Source organism: Mesorhizobium oxytropidicola (genome assembly GCF_056174625.1).
In genome coordinates this window covers 1,321,488-1,340,903 of sequence record NZ_CM149692.1, presented here as the reverse complement: position 1 = coordinate 1,340,903, position 19,416 = coordinate 1,321,488, and the positions used below count along the sequence as shown (strand labels likewise).

The following is a 19,416-nucleotide window of genomic DNA, read 5'->3' as shown; positions in this document are numbered from 1 at the left end:
GCCAACGCTCCCGGTGCCTTGACGCGAGGCGCCCGCGACGACCGGACAGGATTCCATATCCTGCCCCTGCCGGGTTGTCGAACAGGCCTTGAAAACCGCGCTTCGTCAGAGCCGCACAGTCTCGGCCAGGAAATCGAGAAAGGCCCGCACCCGTGCCGGCAGATGCTGGCCCTGGCCGACATAGACGGCGTGCGTGGCCTCCTCGTCGCCCGGATTGAAATCCTCCAGCAGCGCCACCAGCCGCCCGGCGGCGATATCGGCCGCGACATGCCAGCGCGCCAGCCGGGAGATGCCGGCTCCGGCCAGCGTCATCAGCCGCATCGCCTCACCGTCACTGACCAGCGTGTTGCCGGTGATCGGGACTATGACCGCGCGGCCTTCCGCGTCGCGGAACGGCCAGCCATCGATATGCCTGACGAAGCCGAAGCCCATGCGGTTGTGGCTGTCGAGATCGGCCGGGGTCAGCGGCGTGCCATGCGCCTCAAGGTAGGACGGGGCCGCAACCACCACCACCGGGCTCTGCCCGAGCTTACGCGCCACCAGCCGTGATTCGCCGAGCGGCCCGGCGCGGATGGCGACATCGGCGCGTTCGGCCATTAGGTCGATGACGCTGTCGGTCAGCACCAGATCGACCGAAATCTCGGGATAGCGCTCGAGGAAGCGCGGCAAGAGCGGGATCAGCCGATGAACCCCGAAGGGCACGTAGCTATTGACGCGCAGCCGCCCGCGCGGCGCCGCTCCCGCGGCCGCTTCGTGCTCGGCCGCCGCCATATCGGCCAGGATGCGCAGCCCGCTCTCGTAGAAGGCCGTTCCCTCGGGCGTCAGCTGCAGCTTGCGCGTCGAGCGGCTGACCAGCCGCGCGCCGAGCCTGGCTTCCAACCGCGCGATCAGCTTGCTGACGGCCGACGGGGTCATGCGCAACGCACGTGCCGCGGCCGAGAAGCTGCCCGCCTCGACGACGCGGACAAAAACTTCGATCTCGCCGGAGCGGTTGATGTCGGGCCTGGCCATCTGTGAATCTATTTCACAGAAAATGTGCCCAATGCAAGTCTGGTTCACAGAGCGTGGCAACACGATCTTTCGGGTCGGGGCGCGGATTGGACAAGGCGCTCGTCGCCTTAACGGCCCGTCTTCGAAGTGGGAACCGCCATGCCTCTTGCTCTCTATGCCCTCGCCGCCGGCGCCTTCGGCATCGGTGTCACCGAATTCGTCATCATGGGTCTGCTGCTCGATGTCAGCAAGGATCTCGGCGTCTCGATCTCGGCCGCCGGCCAGCTGATTTCCGGCTATGCGCTGGGCGTCGTCATCGGCGCGCCGCTGCTCACCATCGCCACCGGCAACTGGCCGCGCAAGACCGTGCTTCTGGCGCTGATGGCGATCTTCACGCTTGGCAATCTCGCCTGTGCGCTGGCCCCCGACTACTGGACGCTGATGGGCGCCCGCATCATCACCGCCTTTGCCCATGGCACCTTCTTCGGCGTCGGCTCTGTCGTTGCCACCGGCCTGGTCGCGCCCAACAAGAAGGCCTCGGCGATTGCATTGATGTTCACGGGGCTCACCATCGCCAACATCCTCGGCGTGCCCTTCGGCACCTGGCTTGGCCAGGCCTTCGGCTGGCGCGCGACCTTCTGGGCCGTGACCGCGGTCGGCCTGGCGGCCTTCGCCGTTATCCTGGCGCTGGTGCCGCGCAGCCAGGCAGCGCCCGAGAAGAGCGACCTGCGCGCCGATCTTGCCGTGCTGCGCCGCACGCCGGTTCTGCTCGGCCTTGCCACCACCGTGCTCGGCTATGCCGGCATCTTCGCCGTCTTCACTTACATCGCGCCGCTGCTGACCGAGATCAGCGGCTTCAAGGAAGCGGCCGTGTCGCCGATCCTGCTCGTCTTCGGCGGTGGCCTCATCGCCGGCAATCTCGCCGGCGGCAAGGTCGCCGACTGCTGGCTGGTGCCGGCGGTGCTCGGCAGCCTCGTGGTGCTGGCCCTGGTGCTGGCGACCATGAGCTTTGCCATCCACAGCCAGGTCATGGCGGTGATCTATGTCGGCCTGCTCGGCGCCGCCGCCTTCGCCACCGTGGCGCCGCTGCAGATGTGGGTGCTGGAAAAGGCGCAAGGCGCCGGCCAGAGCCTCGCCTCGTCCTTCAACATCGCCGCCTTCAATCTTGGCAATGCCGCCGGTGCGTGGCTTGGCGGCGCGGTTATCGCCCATGGAATGGGGCTGGGTTCGCTCACCTGGGTCGCCGCATTGCTGCCGGTCGCGGCGCTCGCCGTGGCCGGACTGGCCCTGCGCCTCGATCGCACCAACGCGCTCGGCGCGCCTGTCTCCGTCCGGTCCTGACGCTCGTCGGCGGACCGAATTTTTTCGACACCTCTTTCCAAACCACCAGGAGTAAGAAAATGGATTATCGACGTTTGGGCGCATCGGGCCTCAAGGTGCCTGCACTTTCCTTCGGCGCCGGAACCTTTGGCGGCTCCGGCCCGCTGTTTGGCGCCTGGGGCAACAGCGACGCCGTCGAAGCGCGGAGGCTCATCGACATCTGCCTGGACGCCGGCGTCAATCTGTTCGACACAGCAGACGTCTATTCCAACGGCGCATCCGAAGAAGTGCTCGGCGAGGCGATCAAAGGCCGCCGCGATGCCGTGCTGATCTCGACCAAGACGTCCTTGCCGATGGGCGACGGGCCGGCCGACTACGGTTCTTCCCGCTCGCGGCTGATCAAATCCGTGGACGCCGCACTGAAGCGCCTCGGCACCGATTACATCGACCTCTTGCAACTGCACGCCTTCGATGCTGGCACGCCGATCGAGGAGGTGCTGTCGACGCTGGACGACCTCGTGCGCGCCGGCAAGCTGCGCTATGTCGGCGTCTCCAATTTCTCCGGCTGGCAAGTGATGAAGTCGCTGGCCGAGGCCGACAAGCATGGCTACCCCCGCTACGCTGCGCACCAGGTCTACTATTCGCTGGTCGGCCGTGACTATGAATGGGAGCTGATGCCGCTCGGCCTCGACCAGGGCGTCGGCGCGCTGGTGTGGAGCCCGCTCGGCTGGGGCCGGCTCACCGGCAAGATCCGCCGCGGCCAGAAGCTACCGGAAAAGAGCCGGCTGCATGACACGGCAAGCTTCGGCCCGCCGGTCGAGGACGAACATCTCTACCGGGTGATGGATGCGCTTGACGCGGTGGCCCAGGAAACCGGCAAGACCGTGCCGCAGATCGCCATCAACTGGCTGTTGCAGCGCCCGACCGTGTCGTCGGTGATCATCGGCGCCCGCAACGAGGAACAACTGCGCCAGAACCTCGGTGCCGTCGGCTGGTCGCTGACGCCGGAACAGGTGAAAAAACTCGACGCCACAAGCGAAGTCACCGCGCCCTACCCGTATTTCCCCTATCGCCGCCAGGAAGGCTTTGCCCGGCTGAACCCGCCGGCGGTGTGACCACCGCGCGCCGAAGCTAGGGCGTGTCGAGATTCAGGTCAGGCCGAGTCGAGAATGGTGGCTTCCGAGAACCGGAGCGGAGCGTACTTAAAGTACGTGAGCACCGGAAGCGCAGGAAGCCGCCATTCGCAGGCCGGCCTCACCTGAATATCGGCATGCCCTAATGCAGCACGAACTCCCCATCCACCTTGCGCCATTCATTCGGCGCGATCAGCTTCTGGTGCGTGTAGACGACCGAGTGCAACGGCCCGTCCAGCTTGGCCTTCCAGAAATCGATGAACCGGATCAGCACCGGAAACTCTGGCGCCAGGTCGTAGTCCTGCCAGATGAAGCTCTGCAGCAGATGTGGATGATCGGGAAAGTGATAGAGAATCTTGGCCGTAGTTAGGCCATAACCCCTAAGCATCAGGTCCATTTCGGCATGGTCGCGCATTGCGGTCCCCAGGTTGATTAACCTCGCCTCCCAACGCAACATTGTGCGCGCTGTTGCTTAACTGTCTATTGATTTTTTCTGATCGAAACAGACTTTTCGACGCGAAAACATACAGTTAGCAGCGGACCTGCCCGAGTGCTGACAGCCGTGGAAAAGCTCCCTGCGGCATCCAGCCGCGCGAATCCAACGTCTAATGTTGCCGTCACGGCGGAACTGGTAATAATGCCGCCGAATTCGCGGCTGCTTCGCCGCGATCCCGCTGGCGTTTCAAGCCGGCGGATTGGTTCGGGAGGAAAATCAGGAATGTCCGAGGTTCATGTCCATCGCGTCCAGCCGGCGTGGAAGAAGAATGCGCTGATCGACAACGACACGTATCTCAAATGGTATGCCGACAGCATCAAGAACCCGGACAAGTTCTGGGGCAAGCACGGCAAGCGCATCGACTGGTTCAAGCCCTTCAGCAAGGTCAAGAACACCTCCTTCGACGGCAAGGTCTCGATCAAATGGTTCGAGGATGGGCTGACCAATGTTTCCTACAATTGCATCGACCGCCACCTGAAGAAGCGCGGCGACCAGACCGCCATCATCTGGGAAGGCGACAACCCCTACGACGACAAGAAGATCACCTATAACGAGCTTTACGAGCATGTCTGCCGGCTCGCCAATGTGATGAAGAAGCACGGCGTCAAGAAGGGCGACCGCGTCACCATCTACATGCCGATGATCCCGGAAGCCGCCTATGCCATGCTGGCCTGCACGCGCATCGGCGCCATCCATTCGATCGTCTTCGGCGGCTTCTCGCCGGACGCGCTGGCCGGCCGCATCGTCGATTGCGAATCGACCTTCGTCATCACCGCTGATGAAGGCCTGCGTGGCGGCAAGCCGATTCCGCTGAAGGACAACACCGACAAGGCCATCGACATCGCCGCCAGGCAGCACGTGATGGTGAAGAATGTCGTCGTCGTGCGCCGCACTGGCGGCAAGATCGGCTGGGCACATGGCCGCGACGTCTGGTATCACGACGAGGTCGCGTCGGTGAAGGCCGAGTGCAAGCCCGAAAAGATGAAGGCGGAAGACCCGCTGTTCATCCTCTACACATCGGGCTCGACCGGCAAACCGAAGGGCGTGCTGCACACCACCGCCGGCTATCTCGTCTATGCCTCGATGACGCACCAATATGTCTTCGACTACCATGACGGCGACATCTACTGGTGCACCGCCGATGTCGGCTGGGTCACCGGCCACAGCTACATCGTCTATGGGCCGCTCGCCAACGGCGCCACCACGCTGATGTTCGAGGGCGTGCCGAATTACCCGTCGCAGTCGCGCTTCTGGGAAGTCATCGACAAGCACAAGGTCAACATCTTCTACACCGCACCGACGGCATTGCGCGCGCTGATGGGCGCCGGCAACGACCCGGTGAAGAAGACGTCGCGCAAATCGCTGCGCGTGCTCGGCTCAGTCGGCGAGCCGATCAACCCGGAAGCCTGGGAGTGGTATTTCAACGTCGTCGGCAACGGCAAGGTGCCGATCGTCGACACCTGGTGGCAGACCGAGACCGGCGGCATCCTGATCACCCCGCTACCCGGCGCGACCGACTTGAAGGCAGGCTCCGCGACGCGTCCCTTCTTCGGCGTCAAGCCGCAGCTGGTCGATGGCGAAGGCAAGGTGCTGGAGGGGGCCGCCGACGGCAATCTCTGCATCACCGATTCCTGGCCGGGCCAGATGCGCACCGTCTATGGCGACCACGACCGTTTCGTGCAAACCTATTTCTCCACCTACAAGGGCAAGTATTTCACCGGTGACGGCTGCCGCCGCGACGCCGATGGCTATTACTGGATCACCGGCCGCGTCGACGACGTCATCAACGTCTCCGGTCACCGCATGGGCACGGCCGAGGTCGAATCCGCACTTGTCAGCCACGACAAGGTTTCGGAGGCCGCCGTCGTCGGCTATCCGCACGACATCAAGGGCCAGGGCATCTACAGCTACGTCACCTTGATGAAGGGGGAGGAACCCACGGAGGAGCTGCGCAAGGAGCTCGTCGCCCATGTCCGCAAGGAGATCGGCGCCATTGCCTCGCCGGACAAGATCCAGTTCGCGCCGGGCCTGCCCAAGACCCGCTCCGGCAAGATCATGCGCCGCATCCTGCGCAAGATCGCCGAGGACGATTATGTCGCCCTCGGCGACACTTCGACGCTTGCCGATCCGGCCGTCGTCGACGACCTCATCGCCAACCGGCAGAACAAGAAGGGCTGATGCGGGACGGGGCGGCATTGGGCGCTGTCATCCAGTTGTGGCGCTATCCGGCGAGTTCGCTCGCCGGCGAGCGTCAGGACGCCGTCGTGGTTGGACCGACGGGCATGGCCGGCGACCGCATGTTCGGCCTCGTCGATAGCTCGGACAATGAGATTGCCCGGCCCGACCGCGAAGCGAAATGGCACAAGGTGCCGCGCATCCGCACCCGGCTGGCCAATGATCGCGACCTGGAGATCGCCGTCCCTGACGGCGACTGGCTGAGCGCACCCGGCGCCGAATGCGACCGCGCCCTATCGGCCTATCTCGGCTTCGCCGCCTCGATCCGGCCGTTCGGCCAGGAGAATGCGCCGCCGGCCTATGCCGGTCCGGTCACCGCCGCCCGCTACACCAAGGCGCCGATCCACCTTTTGACCACGGCGTCGCTGGCGCGGCTGAAGGCGCTGCATCCGGATGGCGCCGCCGACCCGCGCCGCTTCCGGCCCAACATCGTCGTCGACATGACGGCGGTCGAAGGCTCGTTTCCGGAGACGGAATGGATCGGCCGCAAGCTCGCCATCGGCGAATTGCTGTTGACCATCTCCGAACCATGCCGCCGCTGCGGCTTCACCATCATCGCCCAGGACGGCTTCGACACCGATCCCGGTATCCTGCGCAATCTGGTGCGCCACAACGCGCACAATCTCGGCGTCTATTGCACGGTCGACCGACCGGCCCGCGTCGAGATCGGCGCGCCGATGCGCTTCATCTAAATCATACCGCCAACGCCGCGCCGTGTAGCGACGGTATGATCTCTGCACCTCCCTGCAAGCTTGGTGCAACGTGTAATACGCCTGACAGAAAACGGCGTCATACAGCCCCCGACGCGATCCCGTCCTGCTGCCCGACACCTTGAAATCCCACCAATCGGAGTCCCGATGACTTCCCTGCCCGTTCTTGGCGCTGCCATGACCCTTGACGACCTCGAAATCCATCGCGACTGGCTCTTCGAAAAACAGCGTGACCTGGAATTGCAGAGCTTTGCCGAGGCGAGCGTTCTCAACGGCGACTGGGCACCGCTCGCCGCCCGCGCCAGAAAACTTCTCGACGGCCATCAGGGGCGCCTCGGAATTCACGGACCTTTCTGGGGCTTCACCATTGCTTCGCAGGACCCTGATATTCGCGATGTCGTCAGCAAGCGTCTGGTCCAGGGCATCGAGGTCTGCGCTGCCATCGGCGCCACGCAGATGGTCGTCCACAGCCCCTATACGACCTGGTCCTATAACAATCTCGACAACAATCCCGGCGAGCGCGAGAAAATCATCGACTATTGCCAACGCACTCTACGCGATGCCGTCAAGCGGGCCGAGGACATCGGCTGCACGATGGTTCTGGAGAACATCGAGGACAAGGATCCGCATATCCGCGTGGCGTTGGCAGACAGCTTCAACTCCCCGGCGGTCGCCGTCTCGATAGACACCGGCCACGCCTATTATGCCCATGGCTCGACCGGTGCTCCGCCGGTCGATTACTATGTACATGCCGCCGGCAATCGCCTGCAGCACATCCACCTGCAAGATGCTGATGGCTACGCCGATCGTCACTGGAGCCTCGGCGAAGGCATGCTTCCATGGCGCTCGGTCTTTACCGCGCTCGCCAGGCTCGACAGCAATCCGCGCCTCATCATCGAGATCAGGGACAAGTCCAAGATCCCGGCCTCGGCGGCCTACATCGCCTCACTTGGCATCGCCGAGTAGAGCAATTCCAGGAAAAGTGTGAAGCGGTTTTCCGTCCGGAATTGCGTCAAAACAAAGGGGCTCCCGCTACCGATACAGATCCGCCCGCGTCGGCGGCAGGCCACTTGGCCCCCGCGCCCGCTTGGTGACGACGGTCTGGAAAATCTGCGCCGAGCCGCGATCGAAGGTGATCGAGCAGCCGGTGAGATACAGCAGCCACAGCCGCGCCTTGGGTTCGCCGACCTCGGCGATCGCCTCGTCGAAGCGGGCCTGCAGCCGCTCGGCCCATAGCCTGCAGGTGCGGGCATAATGTTCGCGCAGATTCTCGACGTCGGCGACGAGGAAGCCGTGCGCCTCGAGATTGCCGAGCGTCATGCCGATCGTATCGACCTCGCCGCCGGGAAAGATGTATTTGATCAGCGCCTTGTATTCCGCGCCCTTGCGCAAAGTCTTGCGCGTGCCGCCCTTGCCACGCCTTGTGATGGCGTGGTGCAGATAGATGCCGCCCGGCTTCAGCAGCCGGTGGACGGTCGAGAAATAGGTGGCGTGATTGGCGAGGCCGACGGCCTCGAACATGCCGATCGACGAGATCTTGTCATAGCTGCCGTCAAGCTCGGTGTAGGATTTTATGTCGATGGTGATCCTGTCCTCCAGCCCTTCGGCGCGGATGCGCTCGCGCGCCAGCCGGGTCTGTTCCTCGGACAGCGACACACCTTGACCGATGGCGCCATAGTGCTTGGCGGCATGGATCAGCATCGCGCCCCAGCCGCAGCCAATGTCCAGCAGCCGGTCGCCCGGCTTCAGCCTGAGCTTGCGGCAGATATGGTCGAGCTTGTCCCTCTGCGCCTGGTCGATGCCATTGGTGAAATCGGTGAAATAGGCGCTGGTATAGACCATGCGCTCGTCCAGGAAGAGCCGGTAGAAGGCGTTCGAGATATCGTAATGATGTTCGATCGCCTGCTTGTTGGAGCCGCTGACGAAGGGATTGCGTCCAGCCAGATCGGCGCGTTTCGTCATCTGCCGTCGCGAGAACAGCACGGCGGGCAGGTCGCGCAGGATCGCCAGTTTCGGCAACGCCTTCAACCTCAGCTTTCCCTTCGAAGGCAAGGCGTAGAGATCGAACAGCGACCCGTCCTCGACGTCGATGGTCCTGGAAACCCACATCTCCAGCAGCGTCGTGAAGTTGGGCCGGCGGGCCAACTGCCAGACGATGTCCTGATCGTTGATGGCAAGCACCGGACCGCCGGCGGGACCGATCCGTTCCCCGGTCCACAGCCGGACGGCAAAGCCCGGCTTCAGCGCCTCGATCACGGTTCGAACGATGCGCGCGGCTCTTTCGGTGGCGTCCATGGTCCCTCCCGTGACCCGATAGCGCCATGTTGTCCGTTTGAGCCGTGGATCGCAAGCCGAAGCATGCTGATCCGGCAGGGCGCGCCTTTTTCAGCCCGGCATCTTGTCATTTGCTGCAACGCACCCCATCATGAGGATGTGTTCAACAAATCGAAAGGAGGTGATCCGATGTCGAGTGATTTCGTTTTCCAGAACGTGGCCTCAGCGGATTGCACTTTCGGGAAGCAGTCTTCCCGTTAAGGCGCGAGATGCGCGGCAGGTAACCCGAAGGGGTTGCCGCCACAGGCCGCGCCATGGACGGAAACACGGAAGGCCGCCGGCTTCGAAAGAAGCGGCGGCCTTTTCCTTTTAGCCAACACGGCAAGGACCATCTGGCGTTCAGGATTTACTTGGCGATGGTCAGCCGCTCGATGTTCTGCACGATGGCATTGAACGCGTCGTTCAACTCGGAACCCGTGGCCGCCTCATAATAATGTTTCAGAGTGGACGTGTCCGCCGTCGAGCAATCCTGGAGCACGCTTTTCGCCTGATCCCGCTCGGTCGATGTCATCGACGGATCGTCGAGGTCGAAGCCGATGGTGAAGATCTCGATGCCGTCGCGCTTCATGTTGTCGCAAATGTTTTCGGCATTGCTTCGCGACATCTGCCCGGCGTTCTGTGATCTGGGCGCACCGCGCCCACCGGCAAAGGCTGTGTTGAACTGGCCGTCCGTCATCAGGATGGCGACCTTGCCGACTTTCCTGCTGTCGAAATTGGCGGGACCGGCACCCAGCCTGACGTCGACAATGGTCGAGCGCCAGCTAGGTGAAAGCATGTAGTAGCCCCATTGCACGGCGATGCCGCCTGCGGTCACGCCACCGGCCTTGAAACTCGCGATGGTGTTCAGCAATTTCTGCTTGTCGGCCGAGAGCGGGATGAGCTCCGGCTTCGGGCAGCTTCCCATGCGATCGTCACGATTGATCTTGGCGAGATAGGTCTTGCCCTGATTGTTCAGGCGCGGCGCCGACGGCCCGTCGGACGAATAATCGGCATAGCCGTCCTTGTCCTTGCGCTCGGTAGCGCAGTTGTCGGGCCGCGTGGGCGTGGATGAGTCCACCTGGATCGGCGTGTCCACTGGTGGCGGCAGATCCGACCCACCCTTCTGCTCGACGAAAACGCTGTCCGCGAGGCCGCCTGTATTCACCGCTTCTGCATAGGGAACAATGGCCACGCGTACGCGCGGATTCTTCGGGTCGATGTTGTTGTCGAGCAGGTCCTCGACAGCCGCTGAAGCAGCCGTTTTCAGATCGCCGATCTTGTCGGTCTTGGCCCACCAGTTGGCGGCCATCGATCCGGTCACATCGAGCATCATCGCCACTTCGATGGTCTTGTCCGAATAAAGCGATGTCGTCGACGCGGTGACGCGCTTGGTGTCGCCCATGCCGAAGACCGGGAAGAACATGGCGACATCGACATGGACGTCCGCCTGCACCGTGTTGGCGGTCCTGTCGACGACAAGCTTGTCGAGCACGATCTGGTCGGGCTGCAGAATGCCCGCCATGCTGTTGGCCACGAGAAAGGCCTGCACAGCCTTGCTGGCATCGGCTTCCTTGATGACCCCGGTCGTCAGGTCGCGCGCCGTCGATGTCACCGCGGCGTCGACAACGCCCTGCAGGCTCGATTTGGCGTTGTAGAGCTGCGAGATGTTGACCGAGAAGCCGGCGGCCAGCGCCAAGACCGAGGCAGCAAAGCCGAACAGGATTGTGAAATTTCCACCGCTGTGTCTGGCGAACCCGCCGACCGCGTGAACAAGACCCCCGTAATTTCGCATCCAACAGCCTCCACATGCCTCGGCCTCGTCGCCGCAATGAGGGCAATGCAGGATTCCAGCCGGACGACGCCGTTTATCCGCCAGAACCGGACGACTGATCTCAAGGCATTGTTTTTGTTGGATTTCGCCGCGTGCAAAGGTGAACGACTGGTAAACGGCAAACCGCTGATTCTGCGGTGTCTACCAACCGCTTACCATGCTCGAACCGAAGCAATCGCGGAATGCTCCGCGCCGTCCTGTTGCGGCACAGGTCTATGTACCGAAGCGGACCACCCGCGATTGTGGAACGCGAAACGGCCAAGGACTACGCCAGCATCTGTGCGCTGACCGTCCTGTCGATGCCGTGATGGGGCGGATTGAACAATCTGCCCTCCTGCTCATAGGTCCACACCTTGAACAGGCTGAGCCGGTGTGGGCCAAAACTGTGCAGCAAAGGCACGTCGGTGGCGTCGCGACCGCGCGCGATGACGACGCGGCCGGTCCTCGGCTGGTTGTGGCGTGGATCGAACGTGTACCACTTGCCGTCGAGGAACACTTCCATCCAGGCCGAGAAGTCCATCGGCGCCGGATCGATCGGCACGCCGATGTCGCCGAGATAGCCGTTCACATAGCGCGCCGGAATGTTCATGCAGCGGCAGAGCGTGATCGCCAGATGGGCGAAGTCGCGGCAGACGCCGACCCGTTCCTCATGCGCCTGCGCCGCCGTGCGGGTCGAACGGGCATAGCCGTAGCCGAACGACAGCCGGTTGTGGACATAATCGACGATCGCCTGCACCCGCGCCCAGCCGGGCGGCAGATGGCCAAACAGCTGCCAGGCGAGACTGCTGAGGTGATCGGTCTCACAATAGCGGCTGCCGAGGAGATAGCCGAGCACCTCGTCGGGCAGTTCGGCCACCGGCATTTCCCCGGCCAGCGTGTTGACCTCGTCCGTCTCGCCGCTGTCTTCGATCACTGCATCGTAGAGGATGCGAAAGGTGCCGGCTGGTGCAGTGAAGCGGCGGCAGCCATTGCCATGCAGGTCATGATAGAGCCTGGTCGGCACCGATGGCGAGGTCAGGACACGCGTCTGCCGCTTGATGTCGGCCTGCCTGTCCTTGTGGATCTCGAGCAGCGAAATCACCGGAGTGGCCTCGGTGCATTCAATGGCGATTTCGTAGCCGAGCCGGATCAGCATCGCAGTCCCCCTTCGATCGTTTTGAAAAACGGTTTTGCTCAAACGCCGCAAGCTGGCTGTGGTTCCCTGGATCGCCCGCAAAATACGCCCGCGTGCCTTTCCATGGCCGCACCTTGACGTTACGGTTGCACCCTCCCTCGACACACTCTCCCGGATTTCAAGGAAAATCATGTTTGCTGGCAGAAAATTCGCGGCCTTCCTTTTCGATATGGACGGCACGCTGATCAACTCCATCGCCTCGGCGGAGCGGGTGTGGAGCGATTGGGCGCGCCGCCATGGCCTCGACGTCGCCGCCTTCCTGCCGACAATCCACGGCGTGCGGGCGATCGAGACCATCACGAACCTTGCCCTTCCAGGCGTCGACCCGGCGCATGAGGCCGACCTGCTGCTGAAGGCCGAGGCCGCCGATCTGGACGGCATTGTCCCGATCGCCGGTGCCGTGGCCTTTCTCAAGGCGCTGCCAGGCGAAAGCTGGGCGATCGTCACCTCGGCGCCACGCTCCTTGGCGCTTGCACGCATGGAGGCTGCCGGCATTCCTGTCCCCGCGGTCATCGTTGCGGCGGAAGACGTTTCCCGTGGCAAGCCGGCCCCCGATTGTTTTCGGCTTGGCGCCGAACGGCTCGGCGTCGACCCGCGCGATTGCCTGGTGTTCGAGGACGCTCCGGCCGGCATCGCGGCGGCCGAGGCTGCGCAAGCCGCGGTCATGGTGATCAACGCCACGCATTCGCACCCGATGCAAACGCAGCATGCCGCGATCGCTGGCTACGACAATGTCGGCATCACCATCGACGAACGCGGCTGGATTGCGCTTGAACCACAGCGCAACGCTGCTTGAAGCACCGGAGCGCGGGCAACCACCGTTTGCAGGCCGGCATCACCTGAATATCGGCACACTCTAAAAATCGCTGGTGAGGCCTTTGACTTCCCAGTCGCCGTAGCGGCCGGGTTCCTTGCCGCCGCGGCCGCCGATTTCCCGGGGCAGCGCGGCTTCCTTCTGGCGATAGTCTTGCCGCCGTGCATCGGCTTCCGCCAGCGCGCGGCGGGCGGCGGGCGTCAGTTCTTTTGACGGCGCGCCGTCATCCCGGCCGGCGGGCGTTTTACTGGTTTCGTCGGTCATGCGATATTCCCCGAAGATTGAAACAGGGGCAGGCGTTTCCCATCATATAGCCATGAACCCAAGACGATCGACCCCTTTTTGCCACCGACACGACAGGAGCAGACGATGAACACCCTTCGCACCGCTATGCTTCTTGCGGCGATGACGGCGCTGTTCATGGGCGTCGGCTTCCTGATCGGCGGTTCGGGCGGCATGATGATCGCGCTGGTGATCGCCGCCGGTACCAATCTGTTCAGCTACTGGAACGCCGACAAGATGGTGCTGTCGATGAACCGCGCCGTCGAGGTCGACGAGAAGAACGCGCCTGAATATTACGCCATCGTCCAGGCACTGGCCAAGCAGGCCGGGCTGCCGATGCCGAAAGCCTATCTGATCGACAATCCGCAGCCCAACGCCTTCGCCACCGGCCGCAGTCCGCAGAACGCGGCGGTCGCCGCCTCCACGGGCCTGTTGCAGCGGCTGAGCCATGAAGAGGTCGCGGCCGTCATGGCGCACGAGCTCGCGCACGTCCAGCACCGCGACACGCTGACCATGACCATCGTCGCCACCTTTGCCGGCGCCATCTCGATGCTCGGCAATTTCGCCTTCTTCCTCGGCGGCAATCGCGACAACAACCCGTTCGGCTTTGTCGGCGTGCTGGCGGCGATGATCGTGGCGCCTTTTGCCGCGATGATCGTTCAGATGGCGGTGAGCCGCACCCGCGAATACGAGGCCGACCGGCGCGGCGCCGAAATCTGTGGACACCCGCTGTGGCTGGCATCGGCGCTTGACAAGATCGCCCGTGGAGCAGAACGCATCCCCAACCCCGATGCGGAGCGCAATCCGGCGATGGCGCATCTCTTCATCATCAATCCCCTGCACGGCGAGCGCATGGACAATCTGTTCTCCACCCATCCGAGCACCGACAACCGCATCGCCGCCTTGCAGGAGATGGCACGGCAGATGGCAGGCGGCGGCACCCAGGCCGCTCCGCGCCCGGCGCCGGCGCCTCGGCAGGCCGAGGAGCAACAGCCGTCCGGCCCGTGGGGTCAGGCGCCTCAAGCAGAACAGCCGGCGGAGCCGGCCGCGCCGAAGCCCAACCCATGGGGACGCAACCCGACCGGGCCTAAAGGCCGATGGTCGTGAGCGTGGCGGGACCCCGACGCACAGGTTCAGGCGATCAGGATCATAGAGACGGCGGCGAATTCGTCGCCGGCCTCGCCGCCCGCAAGGCGGCAGCGCGGCTGCTGGCCGCCGTCATCGACGCCAGGACGCCGCTCGACGGCCTGACCGACCACGAGAACGGCCACCCGCAATACAAGGCGCTCGATTTGCGCGACCGTGGCCTGGTGCGCGCCATTCTGGTCACAGCGCTGCGCTTCCGCATGACCATATCAGGCCTGCTGGCGCGCAGGCTGGAAAAGCCGCTGCCGCCCAACGCCACCGCTTTGTCGCACATACTGCATGTGGCGGCGGCGCAAATCCTGTTCCTCGACATTCCCGACAGCGCCGCTGTCGACCTCGCGGTGACACACGCCAAGTCCGATCCGCGCACGCAGCGCTTTTCCGGCTTGGTCAATGGCGTGCTGCGCACCCTGGCACGTGCCAAGGTCACTGAACTGCCGAAGGCTCTTGCCGCCACCGACGAAGCGCCAAAATGGTTTTCCGACCGGCTGAAAGCCTCCTATGGCCCTGATAAGGCCAGGCAGATTCTCGAAGCCCATCGCGTTGAGGCGCCGGTCGACTTCTCGGTCAAGGCCGATCCCGAACTCTGGGCTGAAAAACTCGGCGGTATTGTGCTGCCGACCGGCACGGTGCGCGTGGAAAACCTTGCCGGGGCCGTCACCGAACTGCCCGGCTTCGCGGAAGGCGCCTGGTGGGTCCAGGATGCGGCGGCCAGTCTGCCGGCAAAACTGTTCGGCGATGTCAGGGGATTGCGCGTTGCCGATCTCTGCGCCGCGCCCGGCGGCAAGACCGCCCAGCTGATCCTGGCCGGCGCCAGGGTCACGGCGGTCGACACCTCGAAGAACCGCTTGGCCCGGCTGACGCAGAATCTCGCCCGCCTCGGCCTGTCGGCCAACATCGTCCAGGCGGATCTCCTCAAATACGAGCCGGCGGAGCTGTTCGACGCCGTGCTGCTCGATGCGCCCTGCTCGTCGACCGGCACGGTGCGCCGGCATCCCGACGTGCCATGGACCAAGACAGCGGCCGATGTCGAAAAGCTCGCCGACCTGCAAGCGCGGTTGCTCGCCCGCGCCGTCACACTGGTCAAACCCGGCGGCCGCATCGTCTTTTCCAACTGTTCGCTCGACCCGCTCGAAGGCGAGGATCTCTATCGCGCCTTCCTCAAAGGGACGCCTGGTGTCGTCGACGATCCGTTGCGGCAGAGCGAGGTCGCCGGCATCGATCCGTTCCTGACGGCACGAGGCACGCTGCGCACCACGCCCGCCGATCTCGACCTCGGCGCGCCGGAGCGCTCGGGCCTGGACGGCTTCTTCGCCGCACGCATGCGACGAGCCGACTAACGAATTAACCATCCGTATTTGCTGACTTTTTTAGGGAGGGTATGGGGCACCAGACCCGTTCCCAGGAATTCGCCTTCGCACGACTCGTTCAATCATGTAAACTCCGCACCGGGGTAGAGGACGATCAGGAGGGCTTTTGGCACTTGCTGCCGGCAACACGACGCGTCTATGGACGCTGGTCGCGAAGGAGTTCTGGCGCAAGACGCGCCGGCGCCTGCGTGCCGGGCCGGTCTATCGCTGGCGCTATTCCGGCCGCACGCCCGAACGCGTCCTGATCGCGCCGCCGGACCTGCGCCTCGCCGACCCGCAGATCGCGCTCGAGATCTATTACGGCCGCTATCCCCTGTCGGGGCATCTGGTCGAGACCGGCGGTAAGTCGCCTTTCCAGATCAACGTGCCCAACCATGGCTGGCAAAAGACGCTGCATGGCTTTCGCTGGCTGCGCCACATGCGTGCCGCCGGCACCGAGCTTGCCGCTGCCAATGCACGTGCCCTGGTGTCCGACTGGATCGCCATGCATGGCAACAACATTGCCGGCATTGCCTGGGAGCCCGGCACGACGGCGAAGCGCATCATCGCCTGGTTGCAGCATTCCTCCGTCGTGCTGCAGGGCGCCGAGTTCCCCTTCTACCGCGCCTTCCTGAAGTCGCTGGCCGTCCAGATCCGCTATCTCAGGTCGATGGCGCGTGAAATGCCCGACGGCAAGGACAGACTGCGTGCCCGCATCGCACTTGCCTTCGCGGCGCTGTCCCTGCCGGCGCCGGCTTCGGCGCTGCGCGGCGCCACCCGCAATCTCGCCGAGGAACTCAACCGCCAGATCCTCGCCGATGGCGGCCATATCTCGCGCAATCCAATGTCGGTGCTGGAAATCCTCGCCGACCTTTTGCCACTGCGCCAGACCTACGCCAACCAGGCGGAAACCCCGCCGCAGGCGCTGATCGGCGCCATCGACCGCATGCTGCCGGCGCTACGCTTCTTCCGCCACCAGGATGGCAGCCTCGCCCGCTTCAACGGCATGGGCGCCACCATCCATGACCGCATCGCCACCATATTGCGCCATGACGACACCGCCGGCGCGCCGCTGCTGCACGCGCCGCATTCGGGCTATGAGCGGCTGTCGATGGGCGGCGTCACCGTCATCGCCGACACCGGCCTGCCGCCGCCGGTCGACGTTTCCAACGCCGCGCACGCCGGCTGCCTCGCCTTCGAACTGTCGTCCGGCCGCCAGCACTACATCGTCAATGCCGGCATCGACACCTATGGCGCCGCCGAGTTTCGGCCGCTGGCCCGCGCCACCGCCGCGCACTCGACCGCCACCATCAACGACACCTCGTCGGCGCGGTTCAGCCATTCGCTACGCGTCAACGACCTGCTCGGTTCGCCGCTGATCGGCGGCCCGCAGCAAGTGCAGTGCAAGCGCATCGACCAGAAGGGCGTCCAGGGCTTTATCGCCCGCCATGACGGCTATGTCCCGCGTTTCGGCTTCCTGCATGAGCGCGAGCTGAAACTGTCGACGAACGGCAATGTGCTGGCCGGCAGGGACCGGTTCCAGCGCCCCGGCAATGCCGCGATCCGCAACAATGGCCGCGACTTCATCACCGTACGCTTCCATGTCCATCCCGACATCAACCTTTTGCAGGACGAGCACGACCGGCTGGTGCTGACCGCCGATCAGGCCGACAGCTGGGTATTCACGGCAAGCGAAGTGGTGCCCGAGGTCGAGGAATCGATCTATTTCGCCGGTCTTGGCGGCCCGCGCCGCAGCCGGCAGGTCGTGCTTGCCTTCAAGGCGTCCGACGTGTCCGAAGTCCACTGGCAGCTGACGCGCACCAGCATCGCCGGTTATCCCGAAAACAACTGAGGCGGCCCAGTGCCAGTTTGATTTCACGATGTCATGTGCTACGGCGCGGCATCCACCACACCAGCCGTGAAAGGCCGCCAGCCCATGGCCGTCGCCGCCAAGAACATTCCCGCACCGGATCTCGTTCCCGTCCGCCGTGCCTTGCTCTCCGTTTTCGACAAGACCGGCCTCATCGACTTCGCCAGGGCCCTGGCCGCGGCCGGTGTCGAACTGGTCTCGACCGGCGGCACCGCCAAGGCGATCGCCGAGGCCGGCCTGGCGGTGCGCGACGTCTCCGAGCTCACCGGTTTTCCCGAGATCATGGATGGCCGCGTCAAGACGCTGCATCCTTCCGTGCACGGCGCGCTGCTTGGCGTGCGCGACGACCCCGAACATGCTGAGGCAATGCGCAAACACCACATCGAGCCGATCGACCTCCTCGTCTCCAATCTCTATCCGTTCGAGGAAGTCCGCCGCTCCGGCGCCGATTACGCATCGATCGTCGAGAACATCGACATTGGCGGCCCGGCGATGATCCGCGCCTCGGCCAAGAACCACGCCTATGTCGCCATCGTCACCGACCCCGGCGACTATGCCTCGGTGCTGAACGCGCTGGAGATGAATATCGGCTCGCTGTCGCTGGATTTCCGCAAGAAGCTGGCGGCCAAGGCCTTTGCCCGCACCGCCAGCTATGACGCGGCGATTTCCGGCTGGTTCGCCGAGGCGCTGGAGATCGAGCATCCGACCTGGCGCGCCTTCGGCGGCAGGCTGACCGAGGTGATGCGCTACGGCGAAAACCCGCACCAGGGCGCCGGCTTCTACGTCAATGGCGACAAGCGCCCGGGCGTCGCCACGGCGCGGCAGTTACAGGGCAAACAGCTGTCCTACAACAACATCAACGACACCGACGCCGCCTTCGAACTGACTGGCGAGTTCGATCCTGCCCGCTCCGCCGCCGTCGCCATCATCAAGCACGCCAACCCCTGCGGTGTAGCCGAGGGCGCCTCGCTGAAAGCAGCCTATGCCAAGGCGCTCGCCTGCGACCCGGTCTCGGCCTTCGGCGGGATCGTCGCCTTAAACCGCACCCTCGACGCGGAAGCGGCGCAAGAAATCGTGAAGACCTTCACCGAGGTCATCATCGCGCCCGATGCGACCGACGAAGCCGCGGCCATCGTGGCCGCGAAGAAGAACCTGCGCCTGCTGGTCACCGGCGGCCTGCCCGACCCCCGTTCGGCGGGCACGACGGTCAAGTCCGTTGCCGGCGGGATGCTCGTCCAGGGTAGGGACAACGCCGTGGTCGACGATCTCGACCTGAAAGTGGTGACCAAACGCGCGCCCACGCCGACCGAGATGGCCGATCTCAAATTCGCCTTCCGCGTCGCCAAGCACGTCAAGTCAAACGCCATCGTCTACGCAAAAGACGGCGCCACCGTCGGCATCGGCGCCGGCCAGATGAGCCGCGTCGATTCCTCCCGCATCGCCGCCCGCAAGGCACTCGACGCGGCCGATGCCGCGGGCATGGCCGAACCGCTGACCAAGGGCTCCGTGGTCGCCTCCGACGCCTTCTTCCCCTTCGCCGACGGCCTGCTTGCCGCGGTCGCAGCCGGCGCCACCGCCGTGATCCAGCCGGGCGGCTCGATGAACGACAAGGACGTCATCGCGGCGGCTGATGAGCACGGCATCGCCATGGTGTTTACGGGCGTGAGACATTTCCGGCACTGAGCGCGCCCTCTTCCTTCTCCCCTTGTTGTGGGAGAAGGTGGCCTCGCGAAGCGAGGTCGGATGAGGGGTG

Annotated in this window: 16 protein-coding genes; 10 read left to right on the top strand and 6 right to left on the bottom strand. The window is 64.3% G+C overall.

What is annotated here, in order from left to right:
- Positions 1–105: 105 nt before the first annotated feature.
- Positions 106–1,011, bottom strand: a complete 906-nt coding sequence (locus AC0V8S_RS06675; protein ID WP_475437223.1) for a LysR family transcriptional regulator — start codon at positions 1,009–1,011, stop codon at positions 106–108.
- A 138-nt stretch (positions 1,012–1,149) separates the two neighbouring features.
- Here AC0V8S_RS06675 and AC0V8S_RS06670 point away from each other — a divergent pair, with 138 nt between their 5' ends.
- Positions 1,150–2,331 carry an MFS transporter gene (locus AC0V8S_RS06670; RefSeq protein WP_475437222.1) on the top strand — a complete coding sequence of 394 codons (1,182 nt, stop codon included), beginning with the start codon at positions 1,150–1,152 and terminating at the stop codon, positions 2,329–2,331.
- Between the two features lie 59 nt (positions 2,332–2,390).
- The gene (locus AC0V8S_RS06665; RefSeq protein ID WP_475437221.1) at positions 2,391–3,425 is read left to right on the top strand and encodes an aldo/keto reductase; all 1,035 of its coding nucleotides are present in this window, start codon (positions 2,391–2,393) and stop codon (positions 3,423–3,425) included.
- A 160-nt stretch (positions 3,426–3,585) separates the two neighbouring features.
- On the opposite strand, the gene AC0V8S_RS06660 is transcribed toward AC0V8S_RS06665, so the two are convergent.
- The gene (locus AC0V8S_RS06660; protein WP_095204298.1) at positions 3,586–3,858 is read right to left on the bottom strand and encodes an usg protein; all 273 of its coding nucleotides are present in this window, start codon (positions 3,856–3,858) and stop codon (positions 3,586–3,588) included.
- 303 nt (positions 3,859–4,161) lie between these two features.
- On the opposite strand from AC0V8S_RS06660, the gene acs reads away from it, so the two are divergent.
- The 3 genes from acs (at position 4,162) to AC0V8S_RS06645 (ending at position 7,850) form a co-directional block, all read left to right on the top strand.
- Positions 4,162–6,117, top strand: coding sequence for an acetate--CoA ligase (acs, locus tag AC0V8S_RS06655; RefSeq protein WP_475437220.1), 1,956 nt, complete (start codon positions 4,162–4,164; stop codon positions 6,115–6,117).
- Positions 6,117–6,866 carry an MOSC domain-containing protein gene (locus tag AC0V8S_RS06650; protein ID WP_475437219.1) on the top strand — a complete coding sequence of 250 codons (750 nt, stop codon included), beginning with the start codon at positions 6,117–6,119 and terminating at the stop codon, positions 6,864–6,866. The genes acs and AC0V8S_RS06650 overlap by 1 nt, the downstream gene beginning before the upstream one ends.
- 165 nt (positions 6,867–7,031) lie before the next feature.
- Complete coding sequence (locus tag AC0V8S_RS06645; RefSeq protein WP_475437218.1) at positions 7,032–7,850, top strand: sugar phosphate isomerase/epimerase family protein; 819 nt, start codon at positions 7,032–7,034, stop codon at positions 7,848–7,850.
- A 66-nt stretch (positions 7,851–7,916) separates the two neighbouring features.
- Here the strand turns inward: AC0V8S_RS06645 and AC0V8S_RS06640 are convergent, their stop codons facing one another.
- From AC0V8S_RS06640 to AC0V8S_RS06630, 3 genes are all read right to left on the bottom strand, one after another.
- Complete coding sequence (locus AC0V8S_RS06640) at positions 7,917–9,179, bottom strand: class I SAM-dependent methyltransferase (protein WP_475437217.1); 1,263 nt, start codon at positions 9,177–9,179, stop codon at positions 7,917–7,919.
- Positions 9,180–9,564: 385 nt separating this feature from the next.
- Complete coding sequence (locus tag AC0V8S_RS06635) at positions 9,565–10,989, bottom strand: pilus assembly protein TadG-related protein (RefSeq protein WP_475437216.1); 1,425 nt, start codon at positions 10,987–10,989, stop codon at positions 9,565–9,567.
- Positions 10,990–11,293: 304 nt separating this feature from the next.
- A complete protein-coding gene (locus AC0V8S_RS06630; RefSeq protein WP_475437215.1) occupies positions 11,294–12,163 on the bottom strand; it encodes a transglutaminase-like domain-containing protein in 870 nt (289 codons plus the stop codon).
- Between the two features lie 169 nt (positions 12,164–12,332).
- Here AC0V8S_RS06630 and AC0V8S_RS06625 point away from each other — a divergent pair, with 169 nt between their 5' ends.
- Positions 12,333–12,998, top strand: coding sequence for an HAD-IA family hydrolase (locus tag AC0V8S_RS06625; protein WP_475437214.1), 666 nt, complete (start codon positions 12,333–12,335; stop codon positions 12,996–12,998).
- Between the two features lie 60 nt (positions 12,999–13,058).
- Here AC0V8S_RS06625 and AC0V8S_RS06620 read toward each other — a convergent pair whose 3' ends face one another.
- Positions 13,059–13,280, bottom strand: coding sequence for a DUF1674 domain-containing protein (locus AC0V8S_RS06620; protein WP_475437213.1), 222 nt, complete (start codon positions 13,278–13,280; stop codon positions 13,059–13,061).
- Between the two features lie 105 nt (positions 13,281–13,385).
- Between AC0V8S_RS06620 and htpX the strand changes: the two genes are divergently transcribed.
- From htpX to purH, 4 genes are all read left to right on the top strand, one after another.
- Positions 13,386–14,405, top strand: a complete 1,020-nt coding sequence (gene htpX, locus AC0V8S_RS06615) for a zinc metalloprotease HtpX (protein WP_475437212.1) — start codon at positions 13,386–13,388, stop codon at positions 14,403–14,405.
- Positions 14,396–15,784, top strand: coding sequence for an RsmB/NOP family class I SAM-dependent RNA methyltransferase (locus AC0V8S_RS06610; protein ID WP_475437211.1), 1,389 nt, complete (start codon positions 14,396–14,398; stop codon positions 15,782–15,784). Before htpX ends, AC0V8S_RS06610 begins: the two co-directional genes overlap by 10 nt.
- Before the next feature lie 136 nt (positions 15,785–15,920).
- A complete protein-coding gene (locus AC0V8S_RS06605; protein ID WP_475437210.1) occupies positions 15,921–17,645 on the top strand; it encodes a heparinase II/III family protein in 1,725 nt (574 codons plus the stop codon).
- Positions 17,646–17,729: 84 nt separating this feature from the next.
- Positions 17,730–19,346 (top strand): bifunctional phosphoribosylaminoimidazolecarboxamide formyltransferase/IMP cyclohydrolase, encoded by a 1,617-nt coding sequence (purH, locus tag AC0V8S_RS06600; protein WP_475437209.1) that lies wholly within the window; start codon positions 17,730–17,732, stop codon positions 19,344–19,346.
- Positions 19,347–19,416 lie beyond the last annotated feature (70 nt).